Source organism: Clostridia bacterium, from assembly GCA_024685775.1.
GTDB lineage: Bacteria > Bacillota > Clostridia > Christensenellales > CAG-1252 > CAG-1252.
Map to the genome: position 1 here is coordinate 13,225 of JAIKVL010000003.1, position 26,116 is coordinate 39,340.

The 26,116-nt window shown below is 52.6% G+C and carries 22 protein-coding genes; 7 read left to right on the forward strand and 15 right to left on the reverse strand.

Features of this window, described 5'->3' with window-relative positions; genetic code table 11:
- Positions 1-5 precede the first annotated feature (5 nt).
- The gene (gene der / locus K5753_00620) at positions 6-1,331 is read right to left on the reverse strand and encodes a ribosome biogenesis GTPase Der (protein ID MCR4725705.1); all 1,326 of its coding nucleotides are present in this window, start codon (positions 1,329-1,331) and stop codon (positions 6-8) included.
- Positions 1,328-2,620 carry a DUF512 domain-containing protein gene (locus K5753_00625; protein MCR4725706.1) on the reverse strand — a complete coding sequence of 431 codons (1,293 nt, stop codon included), beginning with the start codon at positions 2,618-2,620 and terminating at the stop codon, positions 1,328-1,330. Before K5753_00625 ends, der begins: the two co-directional genes overlap by 4 nt.
- A gap of 97 nt (positions 2,621-2,717) precedes the next feature.
- Here K5753_00625 and K5753_00630 point away from each other — a divergent pair, with 97 nt between their 5' ends.
- A complete protein-coding gene (locus K5753_00630) occupies positions 2,718-3,413 on the forward strand; it encodes a hypothetical protein (protein MCR4725707.1) in 696 nt (231 codons plus the stop codon).
- Here K5753_00630 and K5753_00635 read toward each other — a convergent pair.
- From K5753_00635 to K5753_00645, 3 genes are read right to left on the reverse strand one after another with little or no spacing between them, the layout of a single operon-like run.
- Complete coding sequence (locus tag K5753_00635) at positions 3,371-4,561, reverse strand: hypothetical protein (GenBank protein MCR4725708.1); 1,191 nt, start codon at positions 4,559-4,561, stop codon at positions 3,371-3,373. The genes K5753_00630 and K5753_00635 overlap by 43 nt on opposite strands.
- Complete coding sequence (locus tag K5753_00640; protein ID MCR4725709.1) at positions 4,558-5,784, reverse strand: U32 family peptidase; 1,227 nt, start codon at positions 5,782-5,784, stop codon at positions 4,558-4,560. Before K5753_00640 ends, K5753_00635 begins: the two co-directional genes overlap by 4 nt.
- Before the next feature lie 3 nt (positions 5,785-5,787).
- Positions 5,788-7,437, reverse strand: coding sequence for a ribonuclease J (locus tag K5753_00645; protein MCR4725710.1), 1,650 nt, complete (start codon positions 7,435-7,437; stop codon positions 5,788-5,790).
- 212 nt (positions 7,438-7,649) lie between these two features.
- Between K5753_00645 and K5753_00650 the strand changes: the two genes are divergently transcribed.
- The 3 genes from K5753_00650 (at position 7,650) to K5753_00660 (ending at position 10,787) form a co-directional block, all read left to right on the forward strand.
- Complete coding sequence (locus tag K5753_00650; protein MCR4725711.1) at positions 7,650-8,351, forward strand: nucleotidyltransferase family protein; 702 nt, start codon at positions 7,650-7,652, stop codon at positions 8,349-8,351.
- Between the two features lie 206 nt (positions 8,352-8,557).
- Entirely contained in the window at positions 8,558-9,634 is a 1,077-nt protein-coding gene (gene serC / locus K5753_00655) for a 3-phosphoserine/phosphohydroxythreonine transaminase (GenBank protein MCR4725712.1), read from the forward strand.
- A gap of 10 nt (positions 9,635-9,644) precedes the next feature.
- Positions 9,645-10,787, forward strand: a complete 1,143-nt coding sequence (locus K5753_00660; protein ID MCR4725713.1) for a 3-phosphoglycerate dehydrogenase — start codon at positions 9,645-9,647, stop codon at positions 10,785-10,787.
- Between the two features lie 100 nt (positions 10,788-10,887).
- Here K5753_00660 and K5753_00665 read toward each other — a convergent pair whose 3' ends face one another.
- Positions 10,888-11,664, reverse strand: a complete 777-nt coding sequence (locus K5753_00665; protein MCR4725714.1) for a helix-turn-helix domain-containing protein — start codon at positions 11,662-11,664, stop codon at positions 10,888-10,890.
- Between the two features lie 351 nt (positions 11,665-12,015).
- Between K5753_00665 and K5753_00670 the strand changes: the two genes are divergently transcribed.
- Positions 12,016-12,828, forward strand: a complete 813-nt coding sequence (locus K5753_00670) for a helix-turn-helix domain-containing protein (GenBank protein ID MCR4725715.1) — start codon at positions 12,016-12,018, stop codon at positions 12,826-12,828.
- 73 nt (positions 12,829-12,901) lie between these two features.
- Here K5753_00670 and K5753_00675 read toward each other — a convergent pair whose 3' ends face one another.
- From K5753_00675 to K5753_00715, 9 genes are all read right to left on the reverse strand, one after another.
- Positions 12,902-14,422 carry a Ppx/GppA family phosphatase gene (locus K5753_00675; GenBank protein MCR4725716.1) on the reverse strand — a complete coding sequence of 507 codons (1,521 nt, stop codon included), beginning with the start codon at positions 14,420-14,422 and terminating at the stop codon, positions 12,902-12,904.
- Between the two features lie 45 nt (positions 14,423-14,467).
- Positions 14,468-15,268 (reverse strand): RnfABCDGE type electron transport complex subunit B, encoded by an 801-nt coding sequence (locus K5753_00680; protein MCR4725717.1) that lies wholly within the window; start codon positions 15,266-15,268, stop codon positions 14,468-14,470.
- A 22-nt stretch (positions 15,269-15,290) separates the two neighbouring features.
- Positions 15,291-15,875: an electron transport complex subunit RsxA gene (gene rsxA, locus K5753_00685; protein MCR4725718.1), complete on the reverse strand. Its 585-nt coding sequence runs from the start codon at positions 15,873-15,875 to the stop codon at positions 15,291-15,293.
- A 1-nt stretch (position 15,876) separates the two neighbouring features.
- On the reverse strand, positions 15,877-16,527 hold the full coding sequence (locus K5753_00690; GenBank protein MCR4725719.1) for an electron transport complex subunit E: 651 nt from the start codon (positions 16,525-16,527) through the stop codon (positions 15,877-15,879).
- Positions 16,524-17,129 (reverse strand): FMN-binding protein, encoded by a 606-nt coding sequence (locus K5753_00695; GenBank protein ID MCR4725720.1) that lies wholly within the window; start codon positions 17,127-17,129, stop codon positions 16,524-16,526. The genes K5753_00690 and K5753_00695 overlap by 4 nt, the downstream gene beginning before the upstream one ends.
- The gene (locus K5753_00700) at positions 17,126-18,163 is read right to left on the reverse strand and encodes an RnfABCDGE type electron transport complex subunit D (protein ID MCR4725721.1); all 1,038 of its coding nucleotides are present in this window, start codon (positions 18,161-18,163) and stop codon (positions 17,126-17,128) included. The genes K5753_00695 and K5753_00700 overlap by 4 nt, the downstream gene beginning before the upstream one ends.
- A 1-nt stretch (position 18,164) precedes the next feature.
- On the reverse strand, positions 18,165-19,457 hold the full coding sequence (gene rsxC / locus K5753_00705; GenBank protein ID MCR4725722.1) for an electron transport complex subunit RsxC: 1,293 nt from the start codon (positions 19,455-19,457) through the stop codon (positions 18,165-18,167).
- 161 nt (positions 19,458-19,618) lie between these two features.
- Positions 19,619-20,008 (reverse strand): sulfite exporter TauE/SafE family protein, encoded by a 390-nt coding sequence (locus K5753_00710; GenBank protein MCR4725723.1) that lies wholly within the window; start codon positions 20,006-20,008, stop codon positions 19,619-19,621.
- A complete protein-coding gene (locus tag K5753_00715) occupies positions 20,005-20,388 on the reverse strand; it encodes a sulfite exporter TauE/SafE family protein (GenBank protein ID MCR4725724.1) in 384 nt (127 codons plus the stop codon). The genes K5753_00710 and K5753_00715 overlap by 4 nt, the downstream gene beginning before the upstream one ends.
- A 222-nt stretch (positions 20,389-20,610) precedes the next feature.
- Between K5753_00715 and K5753_00720 the strand changes: the two genes are divergently transcribed.
- Together K5753_00720 and K5753_00725 are read left to right on the forward strand one after the other, a co-directional pair.
- Complete coding sequence (locus tag K5753_00720; GenBank protein MCR4725725.1) at positions 20,611-24,651, forward strand: hypothetical protein; 4,041 nt, start codon at positions 20,611-20,613, stop codon at positions 24,649-24,651.
- A gap of 120 nt (positions 24,652-24,771) precedes the next feature.
- Positions 24,772-26,116: oligosaccharide flippase family protein (locus tag K5753_00725; GenBank protein ID MCR4725726.1), on the forward strand; the 1,345-nt coding region annotated here is incomplete at its 3' end.

Sequence of the window (26,116 nt, forward strand, 5' to 3'; positions counted from 1 at the left end):
TCCGTTTATCCATTATACTCGTCTTCGTCCGATTTGTCACGCACAATTAAGCGGATCGGCGTTCCCGAAAAATCAAACGATTCGCGTATCCCGTTTTCGAGATAGCGCATATACGAAAAGTGCATCAAAGACGCGTCGTTCACCTTGACGACGAAAGTCGGCGGGCAGACGGACGCCTGCGTCGCGAAATAGACTTTGAGCCTGCGACCGTTCTTCGTCGGGGGTTCGTTCATCGCGACGAGATTTAAGATCACGTCGTTCACCGTTCCGGTCGCAATCCTGTTTCGGGAGCGGGCGCAAACGGCTTTCGCTTCGTCGAGAAGCTTATCCACCCTCTTTCCCGTCAGCGCGGAAACGTAAGTCGGAACGAAATAATCCATAAACTTCAATTTCTCTTTGAGATCTTTATTGAACTTTTCGACGGTGTGGGTATCTTTCTCGATCTTATCCCACTTATTCATGACGATGATGCTCGCCTTTCCTTCTTCGTGGACTTTGCCCGCGATCTTGACGTCCTGCTCGGTCAGCCCTTCTTCCGCGTCCACGACGATAAAGACGACGTCCGCGCGCTTGATCGCGCCGAATGCGCGAAGGACGCTGTAATACTCCACGTCCTCTTCGACGCTTCTTTTACGGCGAATCCCCGCCGTGTCGATCAGGACGTACGGCTCGCCGTTATGCTCGAACGGAGTGTCGATCGCGTCGCGCGTCGTTCCCGCGACGTCGCTGACGATCGTCCGCTTGGTCCCGAGGATCCTATTGACGAGAGAACTCTTGCCCGCGTTCGGTTTGCCGACGACGGCGATTTTGATCGCGGGGTCTTCTTCTTCCTCGTCCACTTTTTTCAGATGGTTACACGCTTCGTCCAAGATATCTCCGATCCCGATATTATGCTCGGCGGAAAGGACGAAAGGCTCGCCGAGACCGAGCTCGTAAAACTCATAAGCGGTCTCGAAAGGATTATCGAGCTTATTGACCGCAAGGACGACGGGCTTGCGCGAAGTCCTGAGCATATCGGCGATCGCGTAATCATCGGGCAAAAGCCCGCCCTTTCCGTCCACGACGAAAATGATCGCGTCCGCGATCTCGATCGCGGTCTCCGCCTGCGTCCGAATATGCTTCCACATTTGGTCTTCGCTTTTATACTCGATACCGCCCGTGTCGATCACGGTAAAATGATAGCCGCACCAAGACGCGTCCGCGTAGATTCTGTCGCGCGTCACGCCCGGCGTGTTATGCGAAATGCTGATCCTTTTTCCGACGATCTTATTGAAGAGCGTGGATTTTCCTACGTTCGGTCTCCCGACGATCGCAAGCAACGGTTTACTCATTTTTCACCACCTAAAATTTTTATGAATCCCTCGCCGCCCTCCGCGACGTGCGCTTTGACGTTCAATCTCTTTTCCAGATCGCAAAGGGTAATTTCATCCAAGAACACGCCGCTGAATTCGCGGAGCATCGTCCTCGGAATAATAACGTCTTTTTTCAGTTTGCCCTCGTACTGCTTGATGATATCGCCGCCCGTAACGAGACCGGAAACCGTAACGGTTTCGCCGAAAAAGTCGTTTCGAACGGGGCAAACGTCGATCTTCACGGGATACTTCTTTTCAAGCTCCCGACAGTACTTTTCGAGAAGCGGCGCGAAGGAAACCCCCGTAACGGCGGAAAACTCCCCTTTCGGCTCGACGCCGCAGGAAAGCGCGTAATCCGCCGCATTGAAGAAATCCGCGACGAGCCCGACGCCGTTCTCGATTTGATCGAAATCGCCGTAATACTCGTACGGCGGAAGATCCAAGCCGCCGATGATATACATTTCGTCCGAACAAAAGCAGAAAGGCGCGCCGTTCTTTTCGATCATTTCGGCGTTCAGCTTTTCCACCGCCGCGACCGTCCTGCGCGCGTTTTCGGGCGAGATCGGAGTCAAGACGGGAAGCCCTTCCCTATGCTTCGTCAGCCCTACGGGGACGACGGCGCAGGTCTTGACCTGCGGATACAGCTTCGCGAGTTCGGTCAGAGTCAGCATCAGTTCGTCGCCGTCGTTGATCCCTTCCATCATAACGATCTGCGTATGCATGACGATCCCCGCTTCCGCGAGCTCTTCCAACACGGAAAAGAGTTCCGCGCTGTGGGGATTTCGACAAATCTTCTTTTTTAGCTCTTTCGTAAAGCAATGAACGGAAATGTAAAGCGGCGACAAAGAAAGTCTCTTGATCCGATCGAGTTCTTCGCGGGAAAGGTTGCTCAAAGTGACGTAACTTCCCATTTCGAAACTCATTCGATAGTCGTCGTCCTTAACGTAAAGAGTCTTTCTCATCCCTTTCGGAAGCTGGCGAACGAAGCAAAACATACAATCGTTTTGACAGGGAATGATATAATCGGATTCGGTCATTTCGATCCCGAGAGGATCGGAAGGATCTTTTTCGATCGTCAAAGAGATCGTCTTCCCTCCGCGGGAAAGCGTCACGGGAACGGAAGATTCTTCCTCGAAAAAGAGAAGATCGGTCTCATCCACGTACGGATAGCCGCCGATCGACAGGATCTCATCCCCCTTTTTTACGCCGGCTTTTCTCGCAGCTCCGAAAAAAGCGACTTTTTTAACGATACGCGAATCGTGGTTCATACTTAGGAATAATTATTATTCATTTAATTAAAAATGTCAAACGTTTCTTGGGTATACTTCGGCGCGCGCGACGCAAACTAAGAGCCGGGAAGAAAAGATGTTACTCGGAGAAATGTGTTTGCTCGTAGCCGCCGTCCTCGTCATGACGGGGCTTGCGAAAAAGATAACGGCAAGGCTTTATATCAACGATTTCATCGCGACTTTTTCGATCTTTCTGATCGTCCTTTTGAACGTTCGCGGCGGGATCGGGCTCGGGCGGGGCTACGCTCTGTATCTCGGCGGCGCGCTATCCGTCCTTCTTTCCTTTTACGCGTTTATTCGCAGGACGGAAAAGCCCTCGGACGCGCTCTTCGGGATCATCGGATGCCTGACCGAAGCGGGGATCGCGTTTCTTTATACCTACGTTTTTTCTTCCGTATGGGACGCGGGGATGCTTGCCTTTCTCCTTTCGATCCTTTCCGGCGTCTGGTGCGCGCTCGTTTCGAAAAGGACGTTCGCTTCTTGCCTTTTCTCGGCGAACGTAGGCGGTTTTATCGGGGTCACGCTCTATTTGATTTTCGTTAAAAAAGGCGGAGAAATCGGCGGAACGTATACGTTTGCCGTTATGTGGATGAGCGCGATCTTCGGGCTTTTGATCCAGCATCTCCTCGCGCTGACGATGCGCGCCGTAAACAGCCCGCGCGCCCAAACCTTTTTCGAAGCGGGAGAAATGCGCGAAAACGAAGAAAAATCCGATGAAAACAAGGAAGATCAGTTCAAATCGTCGGCGGAAGAAAGGCGCAAAAGATCATAAAGCAAAGAGCCGCCGCCATAGGTCTTTTCTTTCAAATAATAGTTCTGCTCTCGGTCGATCATTTCGACGCGCCTTTCGGGGTCGAGGAGCAATTCTTCCACAGCGGCGTAGGTCTCTTCGGGCGTCTTCGCGGGAGTGACGAGCGCGCTGCTGACGAGATAGCGGAAAATATCGTGTTCGAGGACGGTGATCCCGTCCAAAAGGACGACGGGGATCTTATTGACGAAAGCGGAGAAAATAAAATGCGTGTCGGGAATGGTGACGATGACGTCCGCCGCCGCGAAAATCAAAGAATATTCGAGCGTGGATTTGAAGATGACTTCGATCTCCGATTCCTCCGCGATCTTTTTATAATAGCGACGGATCGAACCGTTCCCGTACGTTAAGACCAAAAGCGCGAACTTTCTTCTCTCCGAAAGAAGCCTCGCCACCTTATCCTTGATCGTAGCGGTGCAATAATCCCCTCCGTTTACGACGATCAAAGGGAGATCGCTCGTCAAACCGAGAGCGTTTCTCGCCTGCAACCTCGAAGAAACGGGGCGTTGATCCTCGGAGTACGGCATACCCGAAATGACGATTTTATCGCGATCCACGCCGAAACGCATCAGCGCGTCGCGAAGCATATCGTTTTCGACCATATAAAGATCCACGCCCGTGCGCACGAACGCGCCCGATAGGGCAAAATCCGAGACGACGGCGACGATCTTTGTGTCGCTTCCAGTAATTTTTCTCGCGAGCAATGTTAATTTCAGGGAATAGGAATTCGTCGCGACGATGATCGCCGGGCGGAAACGATTGATGATATTGACGATTCTTCCGATCGCGCTGTTATGACGCTCGGAAAAAGTCAGTTTACCGATTTCGCCCGAAGTAACGCGCTCCCGCTCTTCCTTGATGCGTGTCTCGTCGCTCTTTTCGCGGATCTTACTGAACCAACTGACGAAAAAGCGCGCGTTTTTCGCGGAAAATTTCGCGGTTTTCACACGCCAAAAACGGTTGCCGGCGTTCAAATACCCGACGTCGTCCACCGTTATGATATCGCACTCGGGAAAAGAAGAAGCGATCGCTTTGTTCAGAGCGTCGCAGATCAACGTGCTTTTCTGCTTATCGTATAAAATAACGAGATGTTTGTTCCACTTGATGCTCAAGACTTTCTCCTTCTCAGAATATCCCACGCGGACGCCGGCGTCTCCGATTTTATAAACAGTTTTTGCTGAACGAGGCAGGCATCAAGGACCTTTTCGCCTTCTCCGTCGAACATTTCTTCGACTTTGATCGCGACGGGATCTTTCCCCGGCGACATCAATTCGAGCGTCTCACCTGCGGCGAATCGATTCCTTTGTTCTATTATAACACACTTTTTTTCAAAATCATAGCCTAAAACTTTGGCTACGAATTCCGCGCCGCCCTTGGATTGCGAATTATCGTACGCGATCGTGTCCGCACTCCCCTTTCCGCCCCGCATAAAACCTTCCGTAAATCCGCGATTGGAGCAAAGGTAGAGTTCTTCGTCCCATTCCTTTTCGCAACGATAGCCGCTCGGATTTTTCATCAAAGCGTCGAGCGCGCGGCGATAGGCGTCCGTGACGGAAGCGACGTAATACGCGGATTTCATTCTGCCTTCAAGCTTGAAAGAATAGACGCCCGCTTTCGCGAGTTCATCCAAAAAGGTGATGGTTTTGAGATCGTGGCTGTTCAAAATATACGCGCCGCGTTCGTCCTCATCCAAAGAGAGTTCTCTTTCGCTCCTGCCCTTTTCGTGGATGACGTACTCCCATCGGCAGGCTTGCACGCATTCTCCTTTATAATTGTCGCGCCCATTCAGATAATTCGAAAGCAGGCAACGCCCGCTGTAACTGATACACATCGCCCCGTGCGCAAAGCACTCGATCTCGACGGAGGGATCCAGCGAATCGCGGATTCTTTTGATTCGATCCGTCGAAAGTTCTCGCGCGAGGACGATCCTCGTAACGCCGAGATCGGCGTAAAACGAAGCGGCGTAAGAATTCAGCGTATTCGCTTGCGTGGAGACGTGAACGTCCAACGAGGGAAATTCTTTTCTCGCGAGAGAAAGGACGCCGAGATCGGAGACGATGATCGCGTCCGCGCCCGCTTCCGAAAGAAAAGCGAGGTACTCTTTGAGCGCGGGAAAGTCCTCGTCGTAAGCGAAGCAGTTGACCGTAACGTAGCCTTTCTTCCCTTCCTTATGCAAAAGATCGAGAGCAGCTTTGATCTCGTCTTTTTCGAAGTTGCCGGCATAGGCGCGAAGCCCGAAATTTTTACCCGAAAAATAAACGGCGTCCGCCCCGAAATGAGAGGCGACGCAGAGTTTTTCCATCGTACCGGCGGGAGAAAGCAGTTCGGTTTCCATCGGTTATTTTTCCACGACGATCGGGACGATCATAGGCGAAGACTGCGAGGATTGATACAGCATTTTCCGAACCGTCCTGCGGATCGTGGATTTGACCGCTTCGCGGTTGTCGCTGTTGATATACTTCATATTTTTGAGCGCGCCGACGACCTGCTTTTTCATCTCGGCGATCTCCTCTTCCGAAAGAGCCGCCATACCGCGCGTTATGATCTCGGGTTGCGCGGGGATCTTTCCGTTTTCGACGCTGACGGTCAAAAGAATAATGATAAAGCCGTCCGCCGAAAGCTGCCTGCGATCCTTGATTACGGGTTCGAGATCGCCGACCGCGTCGCCGTCCACGTAGGAATTCCCGGCTTTGATGCCGTCCAGTTTTTTGAGTCCGTCTTTCGCGACTTCGACGCACCAGCCGAGCTCGGGGATCAAGATATTCTCTTTCGGGATCCCCATCGACTGCGCGATGCCCGCGTGAATCTTCAAATGACGGAATTCGCCGTGCACGGGAATAAAGAATTTCGGGCGAATCAGAGAAAGCATCATTTTGAGCTCTTCCTGATGCGCGTGTCCCGAAGTGTGGACGTCTTCGATCGCGGCGTAAATGACTTCCGCGCCGAGACGATACAAACTGTTGATCACGTTATAAATGCTCTTCTCGTTTCCGGGGATCGCGCTCGCGGAGATGATGATCGTGTCTTTGATCCCGACGGTGATCGAGGGATGCTCGCCCGCCGCCATTCTCGTAAGCGCGCTGACCCTCTCGCCCTGCGACCCCGTGCAAATAATGCAGAGTTTCTCGGGCGGGATCTTTTTCATCGCCGCTTCGTTTACGATCAAGCTGTCGTCGTAATGCAAAAGTTTCAAGGTCTTCCCGAGTTCGACGACTTTGATGACGCTGCGCCCGCTGAGGATGACTCTTCTGCCGCTCGCCGCCGCGATGTCGAGGATCTGCTGAATGCGGTGCAGATTCGAAGCGAACGTCGCGACGATGATGCGCCGACCCGAGTTCGCCGCGAAGATCCTCGAAATGCTTTCGCCGACCTTCTTTTCACTGATCGTGTGCCCCGGGCGCTCCGCGTTCGTGGAATCCGAAAGCATCAGTTTTACGCCCTTTTTCCCGAGTTCGGCAAGCGCGTAAAAATCCATTTGCTCGTTATCGATCGGCGTATGGTCGATCTTGAAATCGCCCGTGTGGAAAATCATGCCCTGCGGCGTGTCGATCGAAAGCGCGAGCGCGCCCGCGATCGAATGACAGACCTTATAGAAACGAATCTTGAAGCAGTCCACGGAGATCTCCGTCCCGCTGTCCACCGTCTTCATTTTCGCCTTCAATCCGAATTCTTCGATCTTTCCGCGAATGAGTCCGAGCGTCAAGGTCGATCCGAAAATGACGGGAGAATCCAAAACCTGCAAAAGATACGGGATCGCTCCGATATGATCCTCGTGACCATGCGTGCAGAGAATCGCCTTTACCTTTTCCTTATTCTCCACGAGATAGGAAAAATCGGGGATAACGACGTCCACCCCGAGCATTTCCTCGGACGGGAACGTCAGCCCCGCGTCGATAACGATAATGCTGTCGCCGTATTCGATCACGGTCATATTCTTGCCGATCTCGCCTACGCCGCCCAAAAATCCGATCTTTAATTTTTTAGCCATACCACTCCTAAAATATAAAAACGCCTTACGCGATTAGTTGCTTACAGTATTATAGACCATATCTTTTCTTCCGTCAAGCCGAACCTTGATCGAAAACGGCGAAAAATATCGAAAGGACGAAGATCGAAGAAGATTCGCGCGAACGAAAACGGAAGCGGCGCGGCGAATAAAAAATCAAGTCGGGATCATACTACGCGCAAAGGAGGAAAGATATGAAAGCAGTAATTATGGCGGGCGGAAAAGGAACGCGCCTCGCGCCTTTAACCGACCACACCCCGAAACCCCTTATGCCCATCATCGACAAACCGATCCTGCAATACATCATCGAACTGCTGAAAAAGCACGGGATCTACGAGATTTCCCTATCGCTCGGCTATATGGCGGGCAAGATCGTGGAGACCTTCGGCAACGGAAAAGACCTCGGCGTCAAACTTCGCTATTCGATCGAAAAAGAGCCGCTCGGGACGGCGGGCGGCGTAAAAGCCGCGGCGGAAGGGTTCGACGACGACTTCCTCGTCATTTCGGGCGACGCGTTCACCGATTTCGATCTTTCCGATCTGATCTCCTTTCATAAAAGCCACGGAAAACTCGTGACGATCGCCGCCGCCGAAGTCAAGGACCCGACCGCGTTCGGCGTCATGCTTTTGAACGGCGCGGGGAAAGTCCGCTCTTTTATCGAAAAGCCTCGCGAACCGATCAGCCGCATCGCGTCCACGGGGATCTACGTTATGCGCAACGAGATCCTGAAAAAGATCCCCGACGGTTTTTGCGATTTCGCGAGAGACGTTTTCCCGAAACTCGCGGGGCAGATCTACGCGAAAGTCATGAACGGCTACTGGTCGGACATCGGGACGCTTCTATCCTATTACGAGACGAATTATCACGTCGCTTCCGTCTCCGCGGTGACGGTCTGAACGCTTTCGCTCCCTTTCTCGGAAGGGAGTTTTTTCTTATTTCGAGCCCCGCTCGGAACGAATTTCGAGAGCATAAGTCGCGCTATAAATGCCGATAAACGATTTTTATGGAAAATGTAAACAAAACGTTTCGGCGTTTAGTTGCCTTTTACCTTGTAAAGAGGTAAAATAACAGCGATAAAAAAACTCTAAAAGGAGATTTATATATGAGAGTTTACAATTTTTCCGCAGGCCCTTCTATGCTTTTCGAAGACGTTTTGAAGCAAGCGCAAAGTGAGTTTCTGAACTACAACGACAGCGGAATGAGCGTAACCGAAATGAGCCACCGCGCCAAAGTTTACGACGCGATCCATACCGAGTGTCTCGCTCTCTTCGCCGAACTTATGAACGTTCCCGAGGATTACCAAGTCCTTCTTCTCCAAGGCGGCGCGAGTCAACAGTTCGACGCGGTTCCGCTGAACCTCATCTCCGCGACCGGAAAAGCCGATTACGTCGTCACCGGTAACTTTGCGAACCTCGCTTACAAGCAAGCGAAGAAATACGGCGACATTCGCCTCGCCGCTTCTTCCGAGGATAAGACCTACACCTATATCCCGAAAGTCACGAAGGATTCTTTCAGGAAGGACGCGAGCTACGTCCATATCACTTCGAACAACACGATCTTCGGAACGAGATGGAAGGAATTCCCCGAGACCGAGTGCCCGCTCGTCGCGGACGTCAGCAGCGAAATTTTGAGCCGTGACATCGACGTCAGCAAATTCGGTCTTCTTTACGCCGGCGCGCAAAAGAACATCAGCGCGGCGGGCTTGACCGTCGTCATCGTCAAAAAGGATCTCATCGGAAAAGAGCTTCCGATCTGCCCGACGATGCTCGCCTACAAGACGCAAGCGGACAAGAACAGCCTTTACAACACCCCGCCGGCATTCAGCATCTATATCGCGATGCTGACCCTCCGCCACATCAAAGCGATGGGCGGTATCTCCGCGATTAACAAGATCAACGAAGAAAAAGCCGCGATGCTTTACGATTTCATCGACAACAGCAAGCTTTATAAGAACTACGTCAACAAAGAAGATCGCTCGATCATGAACGTTCCTTTCGTTACCGGTTCCGAAGAGCTCGACGCGAAGTTCGTCAAAGAAGCGGCAAACAACGGTCTCGTCTCCATCAAAGGTCACAGACTCGTCGGCGGTATGAGAGCTTCGATTTACAACGCAATGCCCGTGGAAGGCGTTAAGGCGCTCATCGAGTTCATGAAGAAATTCGAGCTCGAAAACGCATAAGGAGAAAACTATGAACGAGATCAAGAAACTGAACCCCATCAGCGATTTAATTTACGACAATTTGAAAAAAGACGCTTATCGCGTTTCGGACGACGCGGCGGATCCCGTCGGCATCCTCGTTCGCAGCGCGGCGATGCACGAGTATGAGATCAATCCCTCTCTCGTCGCGGTTGCGCGCGCAGGCGCAGGCGTCAACAATATTCCCCTTCCCAAAATGACGGATAACGGCGTCGTCGTCTTCAATACCCCGGGCGCAAACGCGAACGCGGTCAAAGAGCTCGTCGTCCTCGCGCTTCTTCTCTCCTGCCGCGACGTTCTCGGCGGCGTCGCCTTTGCGGGCGGTTTGAAAGGAAAAGAAGACGCGGCGAAGCAAGTCGAAAGCGGCAAGAAAGCGTTCGTCGGTCCCGAAATTTTCGGAAAGACCCTCGGCGTCATCGGTCTCGGCGCGATCGGCGCGCTCGTTTCCAAAGCAGCGATCGCTCTCGGAATGAAAGTCGTCGGCTACGATCCCTTCTTCACCGAAGCGAAAGCCAAAGCGATCGACGAATCCATCGCCTTTACGACTTCTTTGGACGACATCTACGAAAGCAGCGATTTCATCACGATCCACGTTCCCTTTAACGACGCGACCCGCGGCATGATCAATAAAGACGCGATCGCGAAGATGAAGAGCGGCGTGCGCGTCATCAACTGTGCTCGCGCGGAGCTCGTGGACAATGCGGCGATGGTCTCCGCTCTCGAAGAAGGCAAGGTCAAAAAGTACGTCACCGATTTCCCCGTTCCCGCGGTCATCGGCGTCAGCGATAAGATCATCACGATCCCCCACCTCGGCGCTTCGACTCCCGAAGCGGAGGATAACTGCGCGGTCATGGCCTCCGCCGAACTCAAAGATTTCATCGAAAACGGCAATATCAAAAACAGCGTGAACTGCCCCGCTCTCACCCTCGCCCGCAAAGGCGCGGCGCGCGTCACCCTTCTGACCAAGGAAACGGACGCGGAAGAAAAAGCGGCGAAGATCCTCACCGGTGTTTCTCAAATCGCTTCCGCGAAACGCGGCGACGTTACCTACGTCATCGCGGACGTCGCCGTCGCTCCCGCTGCCGACGCAGTCGCGTCCCTCGCAAAAGGCGCGCTCAAAGTCAGAGTTCTTTAATCGCGAATATGCAAATGTAAAAAAGAAGCGGCGAATTTGATTCGCCGTTTCTTTTTATTCTTTCCTTTTCTTTTTGATTTACCGAACCGTTGCGCCGATTTTAACGATGTCTTCCCTCTTTCTTGTCATACGCGTTATCGATCGCTTCATAGTCGTGAGAGCGCGTCGCGCGATCAATGAACCCCGCCACGAGATAGAAAATCGGAACCGTTAAAAAGAGAATCCAATGCGGATGCCAAAAACCGTAAGTAACGCCCAAAAAGCAATAGATCGCCGCGATAAGAGCCGGGTAGCAAAACGCGGCGACTCTCTTATACGAAACGCAGACGACGACCGAAGCGACGACCGGGATCAGGATAAACAGCGGCCAAGCGCAAAGCCATCCGTTTCCGAATTTCAGAGTAAAACCGAGGATCAAATACGCGATCGAAGCGAGAAGCGCGAAGCATCCGCCCGCGAACGCGCTCCTGCGATTCGTTTTCAGGCGTTTCTTTTCGACCGCGTCGCGTTCGTAAACCTTTTCTTCACCCTGCTCGTTTTTGACGAGGATGGTCTTATCCTTGATCTCGACGCGCGCGCCGTCATCCTCCCAAACGAAAGCATTCTCTTCCGAGGTTTTTCCTTCGCTCTTCGCTTCTTCGACCTTGACGTCTTCGATATTTTTTTCGGGAACGGCGTCTCCGTTTACTAGCTCGTCCAACGATATATGATACAGGCGCGCGAGCTCGATCAAATTATCGGTATCCGGCGAGCTTTCGCCCCGCTCCCATTTCGAGACCGCCTGCCGCGAAACGCCGATCGCGTCCGCGAGTTCTTCCTGTGAATAACCGAAGTGTTTTCTCAATTCCACAAATCTGTCGGCTGTTCTTTGATTCATCTGTTTTCTCCTTGTTTTTGATGATTCCATTATAGCATATTCCGAGGAAACTACCACCGCTTTCACTTTGCTTTTTCGCAACTATCGGTTGCATTTCCGCGATTTCGGGTTATTTTTGAGGAAAACAGCCGTGTTTTCGCCGAAATTCATCCACGATCGAAAAAGACTAAAATCCATCCGTACTTCGAAGTTTTCCGAGAGTAACGGAGCGAAATCGCAGAGTAACGACGCGGGTAACGACAGTAAAAACAAAGTAACAAACGAAAAAACGCAAAGTAACGACCGATTTTTCGAGTTATGCGCTATAATATGATCGAAGGCGCCGAAAAAAAACGAAAGGAGAAACCTGCTATGGAGTTTTCGGAAAAACTGAAAAAATATCGAAATGATAAAAACGTCTCGCAGCAACAGCTCGCAGACGCGATCTTCGTCAGCCGAAGCGCGGTCGCGAAATGGGAAAACGGGCTCGGTCTGCCCTGCAAAGAATCTTTGAATCTTCTTTGCGAATATTTCGAAGTCGAAGAATCGGAGTTACTGCGCGAGAACGAAAACGAAAGCGTTCAAAAAAATCGAAAGATCTTCAAGTTCAAAAAGCTGCTGATCGTCGCCTGCGCGGTCATCGGAGTTTTCGTCGCGCTGACGATCACGGGACTGGCGCTGTATTTCAGCGGCGCGCTCGACTCCCGACCGCAATTCCATCCATTTCCGGAGGATTATCCGATCATCGAAGTTGATGGCGTGAAAGCCTCGGAGTACACCGTTCTTACGCCCATTCAGACTACGTCGGATGAAGTATTAACCGGCGTCAACGCTTTTCCCTATGGCGACGACGCGAAAAAGTTGCCGCTCCTTCCCTTCAAAACCGTCTATCCCATTACTTTACCGGACGACGCGGCGATGCTTTCCGTCGAATATATGTTTCTAAACGACGATTATTCTCTGATCGAGATCCACGATCTTTCCGCTATCGGCGCGCCGCGTTTCCCGATCGAACCCGCTACGCTTTGGTTCCGAACGGAAACGTACAACACCGCGACCCTTCGCTCGGAAAAAGGCGACGTAAAAATGAATTTCGTCGATCGGGATTATAATGTCATTATCCTGCAATTCAAATACAGCTATCATTGGTACACCGCCGTTTCCTATTTCCGCGTCGAACGCTGATCCGCGAACGGACGAAAAAACGCCTGCCGAACGTTCGGCAGGCGTTTTTCTTTACGGGATAAAACGAATTCGATCAAAGGATTTCGAGATTCTTTCCGTAAGAGGCTTTGAATTCGTTGCGGCAGTTCAACGCGTCGGAGATTTCGAGAGAACAATCGGTATGAGATTCGGTGATCGTCTTCATAATGACGCTGTCTCCGAGGACGTCGCAGGTAATGCCCGTGATGATGCCGCTCATACTTCTGTCGAAGCTTTCGGCGATCTTCAAGATCAAGCCGAGTTTCTTGACAGCCGCCACGTCTTCCTCGGTCAAAAGGCTGTGATACTTCGCCATCTCTTCCATAAGAGGGACGCCGTCCTTATGCGCGGACGCGACGAACGCCGCCATCACGATCTCCTTATGCGAAAGCCCGTAAATACGACTGTTCAAAATGATATAAGCGGAATGCTTGTGGTGATCGTAGAACTTGATCGTAGATCCCGCGTCGTGAAGCATCGCGGCGGCGCGAAGCACGCGGACGTACAAACGCGGAAGTTTATGCAGGACTTTGAGCTGCTTGAAGATCTGCATCGAAAGATCCATAATGTGATGGACGTGATCTTCGTTCAGGTTGAATTGGCGAACGAGGGTGTTTAAGCTGTACCCGAGGACGTCCGAGATCGGCTTTTCGGAGACGGTCGGAACGGCGTACTTAAACATCGCGCCTTCGCGCATACCCGATCCGCTGATGACGATTTGATCAAACCCGCAAATATCGAGGATCGGATCGACGATCGCAAGCGCGCTCGGGAAAATATCCGCGCGGAAAGTGCTGAGACCTTTGATCTTCATCGTGCGATCCAACGGAAGCGTCTTGATCGTGTCGAAGATCGTCTTGAACTCACCCGCCTCGACGTGATACTCGTGCGCGACGTTCAACGGATATTTTTTCAACCTTCTGCTGATTTTTCCGAGGTTACGAATGGAACCGCCGACGCCGATCAAACGGGTGTCGGGATCCAATTCTTTGAGCCATTCGAGCTCCTCGATATGAGAGCGAACGTACGCTTCGATCTTCTCCGTCCTTTCTTCGGGGAGAAGATCTTGCCCTTTGAACATATCGGTCAAAGTGACCGCGCCGAACGGAAGCGCCGCTTGCTCCAAGATCGTCTTCCTGTTGTAATACACGATCTTCGTGCTGCCGCCGCCGATATCGACGATAAGACCTTTCGGAATATCCATCGAGTTGATGACGCCCGTGTAGATGAACTGCCCTTCTTCCGCCGCGCTGAGGACGCGCAATTTGATCCCGCAGGTCACGGACACCTCTTCGAGGAAACTCTTTTGGTTTTTCGCGCGACGAACCGCCGCCGTCGCGTAAGCGAAGATTTTTTCAACGCCGTTCGAATCGCAGAATCTACGGAACATTTGGAGCGTTTTTTTCGTTTGCTCGATCCTTGCGGGGCGCAAGAATCCGTCCATTTCCATATCCTGCCCGAGCCTGACGTACTCTTTGAGCTCGTCAAACACGTAGAAATAACCGCCTTCCAAGATGTTAACGAGGACGAGACGCGCCGTGTTCGAACCCAAATCGATGATCGCTATTTTTTCCATATCCATTTCTCCTTTCTTGCTCTGACTTTTAACAATTGAACCTGTTTATCTGGTTTTGATACACTTCGAGGGGCATTTCGACGCGCAAACGCCGCACCCCGTGCATTTCGCATAATCGATCACGGCAAGGTTATCGACGACCGTGATCGCGCCGTTCGGGCAATTCCTCGCGCACAGGCCGCACCCGATACAGCCTGACTTGCAATACGAACGAACTTCTTTTCCTTTCGCGTGATTGGAGCAGGCGACGTACACTTTGGCGCGCGCCGGTACCTTTTTGATCAATCCTTTCGGACAGGATTTCGCGCATTTCGAGCAGAGCGTGCAGCGCCGGTCGTTGATCCGCGCGTAGCCCTTTTCGACGATATCACACGCGTGATGATCGCAATGCTTGACGCAGGTTCCCGCGCCCATACAACCGACGGGACAAGCCTTTCTGCCGCCCGCGAGCATTTCCATCGAAGCGCAGTCGCCGTAACCGTGATAATCGTATTTATCCTCGCAATCGCTTCCGCCGTTGCAGCAGACGACGAAGGACATCTCTTCCCCCTCGTTTACCGTTCCGAGGATCGCGGCGATCCGGTCTTTATTCGCCTTGCTCGTCGCGTTGCAGGAAGAAAGATCCGCCTTTCCGTTGCATAAAGCTTCCGCAAACGCGCTGCATCCCGCATAGCCGCAACCTCCGCAGTTCGCGCCGGACAAGAGCGATTCGACCTTGACGATCTTTTCATCGCGCTTGACTTCGAGTTTCTTCCCGAGGAACGCGAGCACGATCGCAAAGATCAACGCTATGACGACAAGCACGAGAGCGGGAATCAAAATCGCAAGATATAATTTCGTAGCCATCAATATCATCTTTCCGCCCTCCTTATGAAATCCCGAACATACCCGAGAACGCGCTGAATCCCATACTGAGAAGCGCGGCGGCGATCAAAGTGATCGGGAAACCGCGGAAGGATTCGGGGACGTTTTTGGGGTTGATCCTCTCGCGCACACCCGCGAGAAGGACGATCGCAAGCGTAAAACCGACGCCCGCAAAGAATCCGTTCAGGAAGGATTGCAGGAGGTTATACGCCTTTTGAACGTTCAAGATCGCGACGCCGAGAACGGCGCAGTTCGTCGTTATCAAAGGGAGATAGACGCCGAGCGCGCTGTAAAGCGACGGACTGAATTTTTTGATGACGATCTCGACCGACTGCACGAGCGCGGCGATGATCAAAATAAAGGCGATCGTCTGCATATATTCGAGATGCAGTTTCAAGAGGACGAACTCGTTCACGATATAGGTAAACACCGACGCGAGCGACATAACGAAGATGACCGCAAAACCCATGCCGAGCGCGGTATTCGTCTTTTTCGAGACGCCGAGGAAGGGGCAGATCCCGAGGAACTGACTCAAAACGAAGTTATTGACGAAGACGGAACCGACGATGATCGTAAAATACAGATTCATATCACGCCTCCTTCTCTGGCGAAGCCGCACGCTCCGTCTTTTCGTACTTCCTGTTTTCCGCAAGGCGCGTCAGGAAATTGACGAGCGCCATCAAAGTCCCGTAGACGAGGAAGCCGCCCGCGGGGAGAATAAAGACCGTCATCGAGACGTTGCCGAGAGACCCGATCGGAAGATTGAAGAACGAGCCTGCGCCGAGCAGTTCGCGAACGATGCCGATAAAGGTCAGACTCAGCGTAAAGCCGAAGCCCATACCGATTCCGTCGAGCGCGCTGTCCAAAACGGGATTGCAGGAAGCGAAAGCCTCCGCGCGCGCCAAAATAATGCAGTTAACGACGATAAGCGGCAGGAAAACGCCGAGCGCGTCGTATAACGACGGAAGGAATTTTTGCATAACCATTTGGACGACCGTAACGAACGTCGCGATAATGACGACGTACGCGGGAATCCTGACGCGATCGGGGATCACGTTCTTCAAAAGGGAAATCATAACGTTGGAGCATAAGAGGACGAACGTAACCGCCGCGCCCATCGCAAGACCGTTGATCGCCTGCGTCGTCACGGCGAGGGTCGGACAGGTCCCGAGGACGAGCCTAAACGTCGGATTACTCTTAACGACGCCGTTTGTCAAAATGCCGAGTTTTTTGCTTTTCATTTTGCGCCCCCTTTGAGTATCACCGTTTTATACCATAAAGCCGCGGCGTTGACGGCGTTCGTTACCGCCGTGCTCGATTTGCTCGCGCCGCTGACCGCTTTGACTTCGCCGCTGCCGGCGGGCGAGGATTTGACGAGCTTGAATCCCTCGAAATCCGCCGTGATCGGCGCGCCGTAAAACTGCTTGAAATAACTCTCTTCCAACGCTTTGCTTCCGAGACCCGGAGTCTCGTTCGCTTCATATTTCGCGATCTTCGCGATCTTGCCGCCCGTGATATTGATCAAGAGTTGCAAGGTGCCTTTATACGCTCCCTCGCCTTCCGCGCAAAGGACGAAAACGTCCGTTACAGCGGGATCTTTCGGGACGTACACCGCGAAGACATTTCCGCCTTCGAAGCGGATCTCCTGCCCGATTCCCTCTCTCAACGGGAACTTTTTGAGATCGCCGTTATAAACCGCCGTCGCTTTCCTCGCGACGAGCTCTTCCGCGTCCACCTTCGTAAAATGATTTACGAGGCCGAGGAGCGCGCCGGCGATTCCCGCGATGACGACGAGAACGAGAGCAATCTTAAAAATTTCGTAGCCTATACTTCTCGTTTTCATTTCGCGCCTCCTTCTTTCTTCACTTTCACCGCGCCGAACGGACGGGGCTTGATCGCTTTATCGATCAGCGGAGTGCAGATATTCATCAAAAGGATCGCGAAGGAAACGCCTTCGGGATAGTTGCCGAAGAAACGGATCAAAGACGTGATCAAACCGCAACCGAACGCAAAGACGACGAGCCCCCACTTGGTATTCGGCGTGGTCGCGTAATCGGTCGCCATAAAGAAAGCGCCGAGGAACAAACCGCCCCCGAGGACGGAAGGAAGGATAAACGCGCCCGCGTTTCCTTTCGCCGCGCCGTAGATCAAAGCGAACAAAGCGACCGTCCCGATAAAGGTGACGGGGACGCGCCAATCGATGATTCTGCGGACGATCAGATACGCGCCGCCGATCAAGAGCGCAAGCGCGCTCGTTTCGCCGAGCGAACCGCCCGTCTTCCCTAAAAACATCGAAAGAATCGGGAGATCTTTTGCGTATTCGACGCTCGTGCGGAGAGAAGACAGCGGCGTCGCCGTCGTTACCGCGGCGACTTCTTTCAGCCCGTCTTGCCCTTTCAAAATGCAAGCGAAATACTTAAAGGCTTCGTTATCGCCCCAAACGATCGGTTTTACGAAATGAGTCATAAAGGAAGCCCACGCGAGCAAGAGGAAAATTCTTCCCGCGATCGCCGGGTTCGCGAAGTTCTTTCCGATCCCGCCGAACAGCATCTTTACGAAGACGATCGCAAACGCGCTTCCGATGATCGGGACGTAAAACGGAACGGAAACGGGAAGATTCAAAGCGAGCAAAAGCCCCGTTACCATCGCGGAACAGTCTTTATAAGTCTGCTCTTTCTTTAACGCCAAATTGAACAAACACTCCGCGCCGACCGCCGCGCCCATCGAAAGAATTTCGAGAAAAAGCGCGTAAAATCCGAAGAAACAGACGGAAGCGACCACCGCGGGAACGAGCGCGATCAAGACTTCGAGCATAATGCCCGAGACCGTGCGTTTATTCGCGATATGCGGAGAGGAAGAAACGATAAAACGACTCATATCACACCCCCTTCTCGCGAATCAGCTTTTTCGCGCGACGCATACTTTGAACGAGAGGTCTGGACGCGGGGCAAACGTAAGAACAGCAGCCGCATTCGAGGCAGCTCATCGCGTGGAGACTCTTCGCCTTCGCCGCGTCCTCTTCTTCGACCGAACGCTCGATAAACATCGGCATCAAGTGCATCGGACAATGCGACGCGCAGGAAGCGCAGTTGATACAAGCGGAGATCGGCTTGTCCCCGTCGGAAATCTCATCGTCGTTCAAAAAGAGGATCGAAGAAGTTCCTTTCCCTGTGGAAGGAGAAAGATCCGTTTGGGCAAAGCCCATCATCGGGCCGCCGCTGATGACTTTCATAGTTTCGGGAAGCATACCCGCAAAATCCGCGACGTCTTGATAAGAGACGCCGTTTCTGACCCAAAAATTCCCGGGATGCACGCAAGCCTTTCCGGAGATCGTCATCGCGCGCATATAACTCGGTTTTCCGAGCGCGACGGCTTCATAGACCGAAAACGCGGTATGTACGTTATCCACGACGGCTCCGACGTCCGACGGAAGCGCGCCTTCGGGGACGACTCTGCCGGTCAAAGCGAAGATCAACTGCTTTTCCGCGCCCTGCGGATATTTGGTCTTCAACGAGCAAACGCGGATCGAATCGGGGGCGACGGCGGAAAGCGACGAAACCGCATCCGGCTTATTATCCTCGACGCCGATATACGCGGTTTTTACGCCGAGCGCAGTCATCAAATATTCGACGCCCTTCATAATTTCAGTCGGGCGCTCTAAGCAAAGCCTGTAATCGCAGGTGATATACGGCTCGCACTCCGCGGCGTTGATGATCAAGACGTCGACGGGAGTTTTCGGAGAAAGCTTAACGTGCGTCGGGAAAGTCGCGCCGCCCATACCGACGATGCCCGCTTCCTTCACGCGGGTTTTGATCTCGTCCGAAGTCGGATCGGCGAGAGCGGGTAAAAATTCTTCTTCATAAAAACCGTCGTTCTCAATGACGACGTGATCGCAAAACGACCCGATCGCGGTGCGCTTCTTTTCGATCGCTTTTACTACGCCGCTTACGGAAGAATAAACGTTTGCGGAAACGAAACTTGACGCTTTCCCGATCAACGTCCCCGCTTTCACCTTCGAGCCTATCTCCACGACGGGAGTCGCAGGCGCTCCGATATGCTGAGACAAAGGAACGGAAACTTCGGTGGGAGTCGGAAACTCCGCCAAACGCTTATCTTTTGCGATCTCTTTATTGCCGGCGGGATGAACGCCGCGCTTAAAAGATAGTTTCAAAATATAATGTTAGCTCCTTATATAACATAGTTCTTTATAAATATATCACGGACCCGCGCGCGTTGTAAAGCCCGAAATATGAAATTTTTACAATTTTCGTTAGAATTTTTACAAAAACAGACAAATGGAATAATAGATTTGTTGAATAATAAAAGGATGCTTTATTCTTTACCGCGAAGCCGCTTTACAAGAGCGCAAAAGAGGGAAACCGAACCGAGCGCGATCAAAAACCATCCGAAAGAATTCCTCCCGAATTTTCCGCCTATCCCACGCAAAAACAAACTCCCCGTAACTGCGCCCGCAAGCGCGGGGATCAAGAGGAAGAGAGCGTCTTTCAAAGAGACGAGTCCGTTTTTCGAATGGACGATCAGCGCGGCGACGGACATCGGGACGAACGTCACGAGATTCAGCCACGCCGCAAGCTCCGGATTCATGCCGAGTCCGATCGTCAAAAGAGGGATCAGAAGCGTTCCCCCGCCGAGCCCCATACCTCCGAGGACGCCGCCCGCGACCCCCGCAAGGAGCAAAAAGAAAGAAGCATCGGGCGTCATCGGAGAACCGTCCGAACGCCCGCGTAGATCATGATCCCATAGAAAACGACGGTCAATACTTCGGTCGGGATGCGTTTCAGTAGCGTCGCGCCGATTACACCTCCGAGCAAAACTCCGATCCCGACGAAAGAAGCGGATCCGAAAGAGTACTTTCCGCCGATCGTATACAAGACCGCGGAAAGGATCGATAAAGGCAGGACGACGGCGATCGCGGTGGCGTGAGCGGATCTTCTGTCCACCCCGCAAAACGAGGTCAGCGCGGGGACGACGAGCATTCCCCCGCCCGCTCCGAACCATCCGTTCAAAAGTCCCGCAGAGAAAGAAAGGACGAAAGCGAAAACGCGCTTGATCGACTTAAAGAAAAACGATTCTTCCGGCATATCCGTAGTATGCGCCGAGAGGATTTTCTCAAACGCTCGCAAAAGAAAAACAGAGCTCAAGCCCATCCTTTCGCGGGAGATCCTTCGAATCGGCCGTCCATCCTCGTCGAGACCGATCTCGCGCGCGAAAATATAATGTAAACTTAATAAAAAAAGTAATTGCTAAAAAGTCTATTATATATTAAAATAGAAAAGTACAAAATTTTAATCGGAGATGATTAAATGGAAAAGACTACTTTGAAATGGATCCTTACCCTACTCGTCGTCATGCTTTCTTTCGCGATCGTTCTGACCGCCTTCGCATGTTCGTCCGATAAGAACGTAACCGAAGATGAAAAGAAAGAAAACGATTTCACTTCGCTCGTTACCAACGGCGATTTCGAAACCGCGACGACCACCAACAAGACAATGCCCTACTCCGTTTCGAGTTGGACCGGTTACACCACTTCCGCAACGAATTCGTCCGAAACGGTTTCCGGTATCATCAACGCCGGAAAGAATTACGACAAAGCGAAAGAGAAATGGGACTCGCTCGCCAACCCCTACGGGACGATCACCGACAACAATCTCCTTTTGATCTATAACAAGACGGCGAACGTTTACGGCTACACCGCATCCTTCTCCACGGCGACCGCCGCATATTACACGGTTTCCGTCAAAGCGAAGGTCGCGAGCGTGGAAGGAGGCGGCGCGACGATCCGCGTTTCTTCCGATAACGGTTTCTCCGCCTTCTCCGACGTCACCCCGACGTCCGACTTTACGACCTACACCTTCTATATCGCCGCGCCCCGCGCCGCGACCGCGTCCGTCACCGTAACGCTTGCGCTCGGTTATTCGGACAAGAAGGTCAAAGGTTACGCCTTCTTTGACGAAGTCGTCGCGAAGAAGATTACCTCTTCCGAATATTTCGCCGCAGAAAGCAACACCGAACTCACGAACACGAAGTTCGTCTCCATGACGCAACCCGACGGCGAGTTCAACAACTATAACTACGCTTCTTCCAAGCCCTACACGCCGAACGGCTGGGCGACCAAAGACGGCAAAGACGCTCCGACGAGCTATCTGACGAGAGGTATCGTCAACACCGCCGACGAGAGCTGGGACGCGGATAAATTCGGCGCGAACCCCTCCGTCACCGCGTTCGCCGAAGGCGAAGACAAGAACGTCCTTTTGGTCAAAGCCGCCGCGAAACCGGACGGCGACACGACCGCTTACACTCCCTCCGCCGCAGGCTATGAATCGAGCGCGAAGATCCTCGTCGATCTCGCTTCCCTGTACGAGCTTTCCGTCTGGGTCAAATGCGTCGTCGATGAAGACGAAAGCATCACCGATTACAGCAAGAAAGGCGCGATGGTCGTCCTGACCGGCGCGGATACCTATAAGATCGCGAACATCAACACGACTTCTCAGCCCTTGAATAACGGCTGGGCGAAAGTCGTCTTCTACATCTTCGGCAATCAATTCCGCTCGAAAGAATTCTCGATCGGTCTTTGGATCGGCGACGATGAAAACAAAGACAACTTCACGCAAGGCATCGCGTATTTCGATAAGCTCGTCCTCAAAAAGATCCAAAACGTGACCGAAGCGAATCGCGCTTCCCTCATCTCCGAGTACAACGCGAAGATCGAAAACGCGGATAAATATCAAACCTATCTCAAAGTCGTCGACCTCGTCTCCGTAAACGACAACCTCGTCAACAACTGCAACTTCGAAACGCTCGACGCGAACGGACTTCCGACCGGATACGAATTCAAGACCGTCGACAACGTCAGACAAAAAGACGGCGACGTGATCGTCAAAGTCATCTCCAAAGCCGAGCTTGACGCCGAGGAATGGACCTCGGAAGCGAAAGCGAAATACGGGATCGACTTCAACCCCTCCTACCCCTACGCTCTCGCGCCGGTTTTGATCGTCAACAACACGATCCCGACGGCGTACTCGATGAATATGACCGACTACGTCGAGATCAAACAGAACCTGCATTACAGACTTTCCGTTTGGATCAAGACCTTCGGTCTCGGAGCGGAAGACAACGTCTCCGTAAAACTCGTCGATAAAGAAGGCACCGCCGCTTCCAGCTTCTCCGTCAACACCAAAGATTACGACAACGAGCTTACGAACGATTACGCAGAGTACTCCTTCTATATCCAAGGCGCGAACGCCGACCTTGCGGACGCGGCGACCAACAGCAAATTCCTGCGCGTCGAGATCTCTTACGGCAGCGGAACGGCGTACGATCCCGCTTCCTATAAGAAAGGCGGATACCTGATCGCGAATATCAATATGGAGCAGATCACCTACACCGAGTACAACAAAGCTTCGAGCGACACGTATCTGAACACCAAGAGCTTCGCGGAGAACGACGCGACCTTTACGAACGCGAACTTCAACTCCTATAACCTCTCCAAAACCGAGATCGACCAAGACACGGGTATGGTCAAATACCTCGACGAATTCGGAAACGAAGGTTTCTACACCGGCGTCCTTTCCGATTGGACGAATAACGTCGACGAATCTTACGGAACTTCCGAGATCGACCAAAAGATCGACAAAGACGGAAACGAAGACAAAGTCAAGGTCAACAACCTCATCGCGGGCGCGATCAACGTCAACGCGACTGCCGAATACCTTGCGCAGTTCAACCTGACGAAAAACGACATCTTCAACAACTGGGCTTCCTCTTCTTTGGACGAGACCAAAGCGAAGCCCGTCACCTTCGGATCTCCGAACCTTCTTATGATCACTTCGCGCGGCGCGGCGACGATCTCCCTCGCGGACAGCAGCGTAACGAATACCGCGGCGGTCAAGAGCACTTCGATCTCCCTCAGCGCGAACTCTTACTACCTTATGAAGTGCTATGCGAAGGTCTTGAACGGAGCGATCGGCGAGATCTACCTCACGACGAGTTCCACCGATACCTACGCGCCCTCTTATACCGTCAAAAACACCGACGGTTGGGTCGAGTACGTCTTCGTCGTTAACACCGGTCTTTCTTCCGTTACCGCTTATTTCGAGATCTATTACGGACAAAAAGGCAACACGACCGCGACGTACAGCGGCACCCTTCTCCTCGACAGCTTCTCCTACGTCTCTATGACCGAAGACGAATTCAAAGAGGCTTCGGAGAAAGACAGCACCGAAACCGCGAAATTTACGACCGTTACTTTCGACAGCTCTTCCGCGAAAGACACCGCCGTTAAGCCCTCCGGCTTCTCCGGTTCCGGTTCTTCCTCCTCGGGCTACACGAATTCCGACGCGCAGGTGACCGGCGTCATTTCCGAAAATAACTTCAAATACACCGACACGGACGGAAAATCCACTCTCGGCATCTATGAAGAAAAGAAAGGAACGGACGAATCCGGTAACGAGACGACCGAAAAAGTCATCAAAGAAGGCAGCGCGCTTTCCGCGAGCGAGATCTTCACTTCCCAAGGAATGGAAGACGGCGCGACGGTCGGCAACTACCTGCTCATCATCAACAACCGCGACGCGAACTACTACACCTATCAATCCTCTTCCCTGACGCTCGACAGCGCGACTTACTATCAATTCTCCGCTTACGTCCGCACGGCGTATCTCGGAGCGGATAAGAAAGCGAAAGTCGTCGTCACGGTGGACGATCAAACCTACACGATCCCCGTCAACACGAGCACCTATGCAGGCGACGGGAAAGAGTCGCTCGGCGGCTGGAAGAAAGTAAACTTCTTCATCAAGAACGAAAAGGATTCTTCCGTCAGCGGCGCATACTTCAAATTCACGCTCGGTGAGAACACCGACGACGGAAAACTCCAAGGCTACCTCTTCATCGACAACGTCAGCATGGCGAAGATCTCCGAAGACGAGTACAACACCCTGACCGCCCTTTACAGCGATTACGAGAAGGACGAGAACGGCAACGTCAAGAAGGATGAAAACGGCAAGGAGATCCAAACCGCGGCGAACAAAGAGTTCCGCCTTGCGAACAGCGTCATCGTCCTCGAAAAACCGGCTGAAACCGACGATAACAAGGACGACGAAAACAAGACCGACGACGGCGACAGGAAGAAGCTCAACACCACCCTGCTTTGGACCTACATCACGTCCATCGCGATCGCGGCGGTCTTGATCGCGGTCATCGTGGTCTGGCTCGTCAGAAAGTATCGTCCGAAGAAAGGCTCCTCGCCGATCAAGGGCAACGTTTCTTACGACAGGAACGCGAAGAAGAAGGACGAGGAAGCTTCCGAATCCAAGTCCGGCACCGCTCGCGACGAATTCAAAGACTAACCCTTTGAAACGACAAAAACCCCGTGTTCACGCACGGGGTTTTTTCTTGTCCGATCATCGCTTATATTTCGACTTGTTTCTCCATATATTATAACGCTATCAAATCACACGGGAGAAACTATGCGATCCATCCGACGAAGCACGCTCTTTATCATGCTCTTTTCCATTCTGACGCGCCTGACGTCCTTTTTCTTCAAGATCTTTTTGTCAAGAAAAGTCGGCGCGGAAGTCCTCGGATTATTTCAAATGGCGACCTCGGTTTTCGGGCTATTTTGCACGATTGCTTCTTCGGGCGTGCCTCTGATGCTTTCCCGCAAAACGGCGGAGCTTTCGGCAGTCGGAAAGAAAGAAAAAGAGATCGCCGCCGCGGTTACGGGAGCCACACTTTTTTCCTTGGGGATCGCCTTTCTTCTGACCCTCGGCGCGATCCTTTTCCGTGGAAGAATCGCCGCCGCGTTTTCGGACGGACGAAGCGTCAAGATCTTTTACATCATTTTGCCCGCCTTATTCAGCACCGTTCTTTATCAAATCTTCCGCGGCTATCTGATGGGGCGCGGGCGATATCTCGAATACAGTTTAACGGAGTTTTCGGAAGAGATCATCAAGATCGTCGTTTGCCTGACCTTTTTATCGAACGCCTTCGTCATCCTTTCCGAAAGCGTCGCGCTTGCGATCGCGTTTACCGTCACCGATTACGCCGTCCTCGCGATCCTTTTGATCCTGTATTTCGCGCGTGGAGGAAGATTCGGGAAGCCCAAGGGAACGAAAGAACTCGTTAAAGCAAGCGCGCCCGTTACCGTTATGCGGATCGCCTCGGGGCTGATCTCGTCCTTTATCGCGATCGCATTGCCCGCCGCGCTCGTCCGAACGGGCTTAACGGCGGGAGAAGCCGCGGCGGAGTACGGAAGAGCGGTCAGTATGGCGTTTTCCCTGCTGTTTGCGCCCTTGTCGCTGACGGGAGCGTTATCCGTCGTCATTCTGCCCGAGGCTGCCGCCCTCGCCGCCAAAAACAACTGGAAAGAACTTCGGACGCGCGTGGACGATTCGATCATCTTCATTTTCATCCTTACCGTCCTGTTTTACGCGCTTTTCATAACGCTCGGCGAAAGCTACGGCTTGATCCTTTTTAAGGACGCCGGCGCGGGCAAATTCATTTCCGCCGCTTCTGGAATGATGATCCCCGCCGCTTTGTCCGGGCTCATCAACACGACGTTAAATTCGCTCGGAGAAGAGAAAAAGGTCTTTTTCGCATTCGTGATCGCCGCCGCCCTATTGATCGCCGAGATCTTGATTTTACCGCGTTATATCGGCGTCTACGCGCTCGCGGTCGGAGAATGCACCTTTAACACGGTCACCTTTATTATGGGATTATGCTTTTTATGGCGCAAAAAGGCTTTTACCGCCAAGATCTTTCGCCCCGCGGTCGGTTCGATGCTCTTTGCGTTTCCGACCGCATTAATGACGA